The sequence below is a fragment of the Agromyces sp. P1_H4 genome (assembly GCF_056405255.1).
The window spans coordinates 1-8,746 of record NZ_JBFUCL010000146.1 but is presented as its reverse complement, the minus strand read 5'-3'; the positions used below and the strand labels follow the sequence as shown (position 1 = coordinate 8,746).

The 8,746-nt window shown below is 71.9% G+C and carries 7 protein-coding genes; 1 reads left to right on the top strand and 6 read right to left on the bottom strand.

The genetic code is table 11. The annotated features are described in order from the left end of the window. The 3 genes from AC1DY2_RS10420 to AC1DY2_RS10410 all read right to left on the bottom strand — a co-directional run. Positions 1 to 315, bottom strand: a 315-nt coding sequence (locus AC1DY2_RS10420) for an ArsR/SmtB family transcription factor (protein ID WP_476762364.1), incomplete at its 3' end; no start/stop codon positions are given. A 155-nt stretch (positions 316 to 470) separates the two neighbouring features. Next, positions 471 to 4,970 carry a S8 family serine peptidase gene (locus AC1DY2_RS10415; RefSeq protein ID WP_476762363.1) on the bottom strand — a complete coding sequence of 1,500 codons (4,500 nt, stop codon included), beginning with the start codon at positions 4,968 to 4,970 and terminating at the stop codon, positions 471 to 473. Between the two features lie 161 nt (positions 4,971 to 5,131). After that, a complete protein-coding gene (locus AC1DY2_RS10410; protein WP_476762362.1) occupies positions 5,132 to 6,142 on the bottom strand; it encodes a helix-turn-helix transcriptional regulator in 1,011 nt (336 codons plus the stop codon). 62 nt (positions 6,143 to 6,204) lie between these two features. Here AC1DY2_RS10410 and AC1DY2_RS10405 point away from each other — a divergent pair, with 62 nt between their 5' ends. Beyond that, positions 6,205 to 6,780 carry a GNAT family N-acetyltransferase gene (locus tag AC1DY2_RS10405; RefSeq protein WP_476762361.1) on the top strand — a complete coding sequence of 192 codons (576 nt, stop codon included), beginning with the start codon at positions 6,205 to 6,207 and terminating at the stop codon, positions 6,778 to 6,780. A gap of 50 nt (positions 6,781 to 6,830) precedes the next feature. Here AC1DY2_RS10405 and AC1DY2_RS10400 read toward each other — a convergent pair whose 3' ends face one another. The 3 genes from AC1DY2_RS10400 to AC1DY2_RS10390 form a co-directional block, all read right to left on the bottom strand. Then, a complete protein-coding gene (locus AC1DY2_RS10400; protein WP_476762360.1) occupies positions 6,831 to 7,298 on the bottom strand; it encodes a DUF3237 domain-containing protein in 468 nt (155 codons plus the stop codon). Beyond that, on the bottom strand, positions 7,295 to 7,780 hold the full coding sequence (locus tag AC1DY2_RS10395) for a MarR family winged helix-turn-helix transcriptional regulator (RefSeq protein WP_476762359.1): 486 nt from the start codon (positions 7,778 to 7,780) through the stop codon (positions 7,295 to 7,297). The genes AC1DY2_RS10400 and AC1DY2_RS10395 overlap by 4 nt, the downstream gene beginning before the upstream one ends. Continuing rightward, positions 7,777 to 8,746, bottom strand: a 970-nt coding sequence (locus AC1DY2_RS10390) for an FAD-dependent monooxygenase (protein ID WP_476762358.1), incomplete at its 5' end; no start/stop codon positions are given. The genes AC1DY2_RS10395 and AC1DY2_RS10390, both read right to left, overlap by 4 nt.

Here is an 8,746-nt window from a genome sequence, read left to right as displayed (position 1 = left end):
GTCCTGCAGCACGAACGCCTCGAGGGCGGCGAGCCGCTGCTCCCAGAACTCGCGGTAGCGCTRCATCCACGCGACGGCCTCGGCGAGCCCCTCACCCCGGAGGGAGAGCACGTGGTCGCGACCCCGCACCGTGCGCTGCACCAGTTCGGCGCGCTCGAGCACCTTGATGTGCTTGCTCGTCGAGTTGAGCGAGATCGGGAAGGCGCTGGCGACCTCGGTGACCCGCGCGTCGGAGACGAGCAGCCGGTCGAGGATCGCCCGCCTCGTCGAGTCGGCCACCGCGCTCAGCACGGCGTCCATCTGATATTCACCCATGAGGGTGAATGTACGCCGACCGGGGCGACTCGTCAACCCTGCGGCCCGCGCGCCTTGGCCGCCCGGCCGTCCCCGCGCAGCGGAATCCGTTCCCGCGGTGGAATCCCGAGCGCTCGGGACTCTGGTGCGGGAACGGGATTCCGGCGGACGACGGGCTAGGCGCGGCCTCCTCGGCGACGACGAATCCCGGATGCCAGCAGCATGCCGCCGAGCACCACGACGACCGCCGCGAGCGCGAGGGCACCTCCCAGTTCCACGCCGGTGTGCGCGAGATCCGAGCCACCGCCGGCTGCGGGCGCAGAGGGCGATCCCGATCCCGGCGCTCCGCCGTCGGACCCGCCGTCGCCGGGACCGGTCGGCCCACCCGGCTCCTCATCCTCGACCGGGGCCAGCTGCGCCAGCGAGACCGGCGTCGTGAAGATCACGCGGTGCGCCGAGATGTGGATGTCGGGCGAGAGGACCTCGTACTTCGCGCGCACCCAGAACGCGGCATCCTCCTCGACCTGGATGGTTCGCGACGCGACGGGCCCGGGCTCGAGCACCTGGTCGTGCGGCACCTGCTCCCAGTGGAACCTGCCCTGGTAGATGTCCCAGCCGTAGCCCACCGAGAAGTCGAACCCGCGGCTGTACGCCGGGTACCGGTTGCTGAACGTCAGCGTGATCGGGGTCTCGGCGGCTTCTGCGGCCTCTGCCGCATGAGGGGCTCGCGCCGACGTGGCATCCGTCGCCGACATGGTCGCCCAGAAGTCGTTCGAGATCTTCGGCTCGCCGGCGCACCGTTCCGATCCGTGGTTCGCGTAGGCGCCGAGCACCTCGCCGTCGAGCAGGAACTCGACGCCCGTCATGGCGGTCAGGTCGAACGTGCCGGTGATGACCGGCTTGTCGATCCAGACGGTGGCGAAGACGAGCGGACCGTTGCACATCTTGTAGCGCAGGGTCGCCTGCGTGACCTGGCCGGTCGAGTTCTCGTACACGAGGTCCATCGCGTTCTCGTTCTCGGGATTCTGGGTCATGGTCACCGCGGACGGGGCGGTCTCGGCGACCGTGAAGGCGTACTCGCGCTGCTGGGTCTGCGAGCCGTCACCCGCGATCGCCCAGACGCGCGCCGTGTAGTCGCCGGGCACGACCGGCACCGCCGACGACCGGCGGCTGTCGGCGTCGAACATCGGATCGACCGACAGCTCGAGGGTCTCGTCGAGCGCGACCGCCCCGCCGTCGCTCTCGATGACGACCCGAACCGGGCCGATGCCGCCGAACGTGATCTCGGCTCCGGCGGTCGCGGTGCCGTCGGCGGCGTAGTCCACGAACTCCCACAGGTCGTGGATGACGAGGCTCGCGACGTGCAGTTCCGCCTCGGCGTGCTCCCCGTCGGACTCGATCCGCACGACGTGCGGGCCCTCGGCGGCATCCGCCGGCACGTTCAGGTACCGGGCCACCTCGCCGCCGTTCCCGGCACGGCCGACCGCCACGGGCTCGCCGTCGAGCGAGATCGAGTACTCCGCTGCCCGTGCGAGCCCGACCGCCTCGACGCTGAACCCCTTGCCGGGGCGCACCCACTCGGGCGCCACCGTGACGGCGAGGTCTTCGTCGCCCGCGGCCGGCTCGCCGGGCGTCGAGACGACGAGGTTCGTCACTCGGTTGGTCTCACCGAAGTGCACCCGGCCGAGATACCGCGATCCGGGGGCGAGCCCCGACCACGACACGTCGACGGATGCCGGTTCACCGAGCTTCATCGGCAACACGGCCGGATCCGCGGTGAGGTCGCCGACGTGCGCGTCGCCGCCGAGGAAGTAGCTCGTCAGCTCGTAGTCGAGGTCGCCCTCGCCCGCGAAGAAGTCGACCTCCAGCACGTAGCGACCGCTCGAGGCCAGGGGCACGGTGATCTGCTCGTCGGCCTTCGGCGTCGTGGCCTCACGACTGAGCCAGCTGCTGCCGAACGGGTCGAGCTGGTAGAGGCGCAGGTCGAGGTCGGCGGCATCGTCGGCCGCATCGAGATCGAACCGGGCGTAGGTCGTGCCCTCGGGGATCTCGATCACGTGGCGATCCCGTGCACCCCCTTCGGTGCCATGCCCGCGCAGGACGTGGCCCTGGACGAGGCCGTCGACCGCGATCGGCACGTCGAGCGTGTCGCCCGCCGAGACCGGGATCTCGAGCGAGCCGTCGATCCCGGCTCCGACCGCCTCCGAGGGAACGCTGAGGACGACCGGCCGCACGGCGAGCGGCGTCGTGACGGTGCCGTCGTCGCCCACCCAACGCAGCGTGCCGGTGGTGAACGCGTCGAGCGGGGCGTCCGAGCGCCGGAACGTCACGGTGTACGAGACCACGTCGCCTGCCGCCGCGAAGTCCAGCTCCGACGGCGACACGGTCACCTCGACCCCCGGCATGTCCACCGGCTGCGCCTCGTAGTGCCCGGGCGCGGTCGCCGTGACCGTGCGGGTGACCGTCTCGACGCCGGCGAGGGCGCCGACGGAGATCGACGCGAGGTTGAGGTTCGAGGGATCGACTGGTTCGACGCCCACATCCACCTGGCCGAGGCCCTGGACGTATCCGTACCAGTCATCGACGTCGTTGAGGTAGAGGAACCCGGGTTCGAAGTACCGCGTGGGGTCGACGTGGCCGGCGCCCTGGAGGAACGGGTCATCGACCGGCTGGCCGGCGCGGTCGACGGTGTCGTACGCGGTCGTCATGAGGGCGGACTTCACCTCCGCGGGTGACGCGTTCGGCCGTTCGCCGAGATACAGCGCCGCGAGCCCGGCGACGTGCGGCGATGCCATCGACGTGCCCGACAGGAGCTGGAAGCGGGGGGCCTCGCCCTCGGCGTTCGCCGCATCCGCGAGGATCGCGACGCCGGGCGCCGCCACGTCGGGCTTCAGGACGTCACCGCCGTCGGCGAGGATCGGCCCGCGCGACGAGAAGCCCGCGACCTGTGGCGCCGGGGCGGAGGGCCCGCCGGTCGTGTTGCCGTCTTCGAGCGTGACACTCGCGCCGGCCGTCGCGGCATAGCCGCTGACCGCGTCGTACGCCTCCGCGTCGAGGTGCACCGTCGGCACCGAATGGGTGTCGAGGTCGATCGAGTTGGGCCCGGGATTCACGAGCACCATGCCGATGCCGCCCACGCGGGCCACCTCGGCGGACTTCGCCACGCGGTCGACCACGCCTCGCTCGCAGAGCACGATGGCACCGGCCGTCCGCGAGGGGTCGAGGGTGCCCGGTCCGCAGAGCCGCGGCTCGTCGGCGCCCTCGACGCCGCTGACGGATGCCGCGACGAGCGGCCCGGCGAGCGATCCGTCGGCCGGCACCGTGATCGACCCGCCCAGGAAGGTTCGTCCGTCACCGAGGCGAACACTCGCCTCGTAGCTCGGGATGGTGGATGCCGCGACCGTCGTGATCCACGGCGCGGCGTTGTCGGCAGTGGAGGCCTCCGGCCCGTCGTTGCCGGCCGAGGCGGCCACGAAGATGCCAGCAGCCGCGGCGCGCAGGAACGCCTGGTCGGTGAGCGAGACGGTCGTGATCGCGGCACCGCCGCCGATCGAGTAGTTGATCACGTCGACGCCGTCGAAGACCGCGGCGTCGATCGCGGCGAGGAGGTCGCCGGTGGCGCATCCGTCGTCCTGCGGCGTGGGACCCGACCAGCAGGCCTTGTACACCGCGAGCCTGGCGGCGGGCGCGACGCCCGAGATCTCGCCGAGCTCGCGACCGGCGACCTCGGCCGGCACGCCGTGGTCGCCGACGGCCGTGCTCGCCGTGTGCGAGCCGTGGCCGTTGCCGTCGCGGGGCGAGACGTATTCGGCGCGGTCGGCGCCGATCGAGGCCTCCTCGAAGTTGTCGAGGAAGTAGCGTGCGCCGATGAGCTTCGTCGAGCAGTCGTCGGTGGTGAACTGCTCACCGGTGACGCAGGCGCCGCGGAACCGCGTGCCGTCGGCCTTGTCGAAGACGATCGACTCGCCATCGCGGTACGGCTCGGCGCCGGGTGCATCACCGAGCGGCTCGCCCGCGAACGACGGGTTCTCGGGTGCGACGCCCGAGTCGATGATGCCGACCACGACCCCCTCGCCGGCCGACTCGACGCCGCCCGTGGCGTCCCACACGCCGCCCTCGCCGCCGAGGCCGAGGAAGTCGGTCGACGGCACGGCCGCCTGCAGGTGCAGGAGCTCGTCCTTCACGACCGCGAGGACCCGCGAGTCGGCGGCGAGCGCGGCGGCCTGGTCCGCGGTCAGCGTGCTGCTGAAGCCGTTGGTCGCGAGCGTGTACGAGCTGGTGATGTCGGCCCCGACCGATTCCGCCACCGCCGCCTGCTCCTCGCTGAGGTGGTCGGCGTAGGCGACCGCACGCTTCGAGCGGGCGGCGAGCTCCTCGCCCTCGGGCGCGCGCGTCGCCGAGAACGAGCCCGTTCCTCCGGCGTACGTGGCGACCGCCTCGTCGCGGAGGGTGACGATGTATCGCCCGTCCTCGAACGGGGCACCGTCCTTCGCCGTCGCCTCGACCGCGGTCGAGGGTGCGGTGACGGGTGCGATCGGAGTGGGAGTGTCGTCGGCCGCGGCGGCCGACGCAGGCCAGAAGGCGGTGCCAAGCGTGAGGAACAGGGCGGCGGCGGTGAGGGTCGCGGTCGAGCGACGCCGTCCCGTCACGATGGCGGAGCGGGTACGTGTGGTCACGAGGATCCTTGCTGGGAACGGATACCGGGGCGTCGTGCCATTCGACGGCCGACGATCGTCCCATTGTGTGCGAGCCGACCCTCGCCTCGTTGGCCGATATCGGCCAAAGACCGGAGGTGGCCACGGCGCGAAACGTGACCGTTACATGAGCGGTCGGAATGTCAGAGCCAGCCCCGCCTCGCGGCTTCGACGCCCGCCTGGAACCGGTTGCCCGCACCGAGTTCGGCGAGCAGTTCCTGGCTGCGCCGACGAAGCGTGCGGGGCGACATCCCGAGCTGCCTGGCGATCGCGTCGTCCTTCATCCCGACGGCCATGAGCGTGAGGATCGACCGCTCCTCGAGCGAGGGACGCCGGCCGAGCTCCTCGGCGATCGCGAGGTCTGATGCTCCGCCCTCGACTCGCTCCTTCGCCTCGGGCAACGGCATCGCACGAGACCAGTGGAACTCGAAGAGCTCTCGGAGGGCGTGCACGAGCGGCGGCGCGTGCGTGATGAGGGCGTCGACGCGTCCGGGCTCGAGGCTCAGCGACACGAGCGCGATCTCATCGTCGACGATCGCGAGCTTCACCGGAAGGTCGTCGGTGATGCGCGCCTGCTCGCCCTGCTCGGCGAGCCGTTCGACCTCGTCCCACGTCGTGGCCTCGTCGAAGCTCTCGATCGTGTAGACCGCGCGCCAGTCGACCCCGCGAGCGAGCACCGCCGCCTCGAACGGATCGAGCGATGCCGAGACGTACGGCGGCCGGTCGAACGAGAGGAACTCACGTCTCGCCTGATGCTGCAGCCTCGCGTACCAGCCGGCGACCGTGTCGGGATCGGTCAGGACCACCGCGTGGTGCGAGGCCGCATCGCCGGGTGCCGCCGCGTCGAAGTACTCGACGAGCATGGGGATGGCCTCGCGGATGCGGAGGGCCTGATCGCTGAGTCGATCGATGATCGCCCGCAGGGCGTACCGCGGATCGACGGCCGCGTACCCTGGCGGCTCCCCCTCGAGGCGCGACACCAGGCCGAGCTGCCGGAGGTTCTCGAGCCGCTCGAAGGCGGTCGACTCGTCGAGCTCGAACTGGGCGGCGATCGCGGCGACGCTCGCTCGCCCGGTCATGAGCACGTGCACGTAGAGTCGCTCGCTCGCGGCACTCAACCCGGCGAGGTCGAGGAACGGCAGGTCGTCGGCCACGTGGTCAGCGTACCGAGCGCATCCCCGGTGCCGTTGTCGGAGGCCGATGGCACGCTTACGGCATGGCGATCGAGGTGCGCCCGGCGACGGCGTTCGACGACGTGAAGACGATGGTGGGTCCGAAGCGGCCCGACGCCAACGTCTGCTGGTGCCTGAGCTACCGACTGACGTCCTCGAAGGAGAACCTGTCCCTGAACGGCCCGGCGCGCGGCGAGCGCGTCCGCGAGCTCTGCCGACAGGATCCGCCGCCGGGGGTGCTCGCCTACGACGGCGACGAGGTCGTCGGGTGGGCGGGCGTGCACCCGCGCGCCGACACGAGCTTCGCGCGCAATCGGAAGATCCCGCACGTCGACGACCTCGATGTGTGGTCGGTGTGGTGCATCCGCGTGCGCCCGGGTCACCGCGGCGGCGGCATCTCGCACGCGCTGCTCGCGGGCGCGGTCGAGTTCGCCCGCGAGTACGGCGCGCCCGCCATCGAGGGCTATCCGCTCGACAATCGGGGCAAGAAGATCGACCTGACGATGGCCTACGCCGGCACGCAGGCGCTCTTCGAGCGGGCCGGGTTCACGAAGGCGTCCGACACCGAGTCGGTGCTCAACGGATTCCCCCGGGTGCTCATGCGGCTCGACCTGCGCTGAACGCGGCGCCTTCATGCGCTGGGTCGGTAGGCTCCGACCGATCTCCGCGGTCAGGTCATCCGGTAGGCGTCGTACGCCACCAGCCCCGCGCCGCGAGCCGCCGCGGCCACGATGAGCGAGCGCTCCAGGTGCGCATGCGCCGTCGAGGACGTCTCCACGACCACGTGCAGGCGGAACGAGTACTCGGTGGCCGGCACCTCCTCACCACGGCCGAGGGCCGCCAGCACCTCGACGCTGCCGGTCCGGATGCCGTGGGTCCGCAGGTGCAGCAGCGCCCCGTCGGCAGTGCGAGCCGAGTACCGCGTGTCGATCTCGATCGTGCCGTCGGGGCGCACGACCTGCCAGTCGGCGCCGCCGGGCAGCACGTCCGCGTCGAGGCCGTCGAAGAGCCGACCGCCGAGGATCGGCACGACCCGGCGATGGCCCGCGCTCGTCGATCCATGGTCCTCGATGCCGGCGACCAGCACCTCGACCCGGAATATCCGCTCGAGTCCCGTCGGCGGCGGCTGCACGCTCACGACGGCCGCCCCGAGTCGCGGGCGTTCCGCGCGATCGCCTGCATCTCGTCGCGCAGCCGCTCGAGCGCGGGCAGTGCGGCGCCGAGCACGACGCGATCGTGGTCGGGGAGCGCGGCGATGGCCTCGGCGAGAAGGGCCGCGCTCGCCTGGTCGAAGCGGCCGAGCAGGCTCACCGCTCGCGCCGACGCCCGCACGGCGACGCGACGCCGATCGAGCGAGTCGGTCTCGCGCGTGATCAGTCCCGCAGTCTCCATCGTGCCCAGCAGGTTGCTGACGGTCGTTCGGCTCAGCGTCAGCTCCTCGGCGATCTCGGCGGGACTGCGCACGGTTCCGGCGGGAAGGGAGCGGAGCACCTCGACCTGGGCATCGGGGATGTCGGGCAGGTGCTCGGCCGTGCGGGCCGCACGCAGCAGGCTCCGGCGCAGCGGCGAGATGATCGCGCTGAGCCGGCGGACCTCGAATCGATCCGTCGGCGCGCTCACGGTCGCCCCGGCGGGGTGAGCGAGGCCCGTTCGTTGAGCTCTTCGGGGTGGAATCCGGCGGCGCGCTTGTAGGAGTCGGCGATCTCGCGCAGCTCCTGCTCGGGGATCACGTCGTGGATGTCGACGAACCCGCCCGGCGCGCGATCCCGGGCCAGCTGCATGACGCGCTCGGGCCCGAGCTGCCGGGTCAGGCCCGACAGGCGGGTCGTGGCCGGACGGCGATCCTCCTCGTACGCCCGGAGGGCATCCTCGACGTCCGGCACGGTCGCGACGTGGAAGGCCAGCGATCGTGCATCGAGGATCGCCTGCGATGCCCCGTTCGAGCCGTTCGGGTAGAGCGCGTGCGCGGCGTCGCCCAGCAGCGTGGTGCGACCGAACGTCCAGCGCGGAAGCGGGTCGCGGTCGACCATCGGGTACTCGAGGATCCGCTCCGCGGCGGCGATGACGCCCGGCACGTCGAGCCAGTCGAACCGCCAGTCGGCGAACAGCTCGACGATCGGCGCGGCGTCGACGGGATGGTTCCAGTCGGCCGTCTCGGACATGCCGTCGGGTGCGCGACGTTCGGCGATGAAGTTCACCCGGGTCTGGCCGCGCTCCGCGCCCGGGGCCACAAGCGGATAGGCGACGAACTTCTGCTCGCCGTCGCCGGCCATGACCATGGTGCGGCCGTCGAGGAAGGTCGGGGCGAGCGCCGTTCCGCGCCAGAGCACCAGCCGGTTCCACGGCGGCGTGCCCTCGTCGGGGTAGGCCTGCGCCCGCAGGGCCGAGTGGATGCCGTCGGCGCCCACCACCACGTCGGCCTGGAGCGCGAGCTCGGCGCCTGCGGCATCCGCGAACCGCACCGTGTCGGTGGAGTCGGCGTGCTCGACGCCCGTGGCTCGCCAGCCGAGCCGGATCGCGTCGGGTCCGAGGCGACGGCGCACCTCGTCGGCGAGGAGGAGCTGGAACTCGCCGCGATGCACCGAC

Bases quoted from the DNA above. Each gene is read 5' to 3' on its own strand.
- AC1DY2_RS10405 (WP_476762361.1), top strand. From the start codon at position 6,205: ATGGCGATCGAGGTGCGCCCGGCGACGGCGTTCGACGACGTGAAGACG.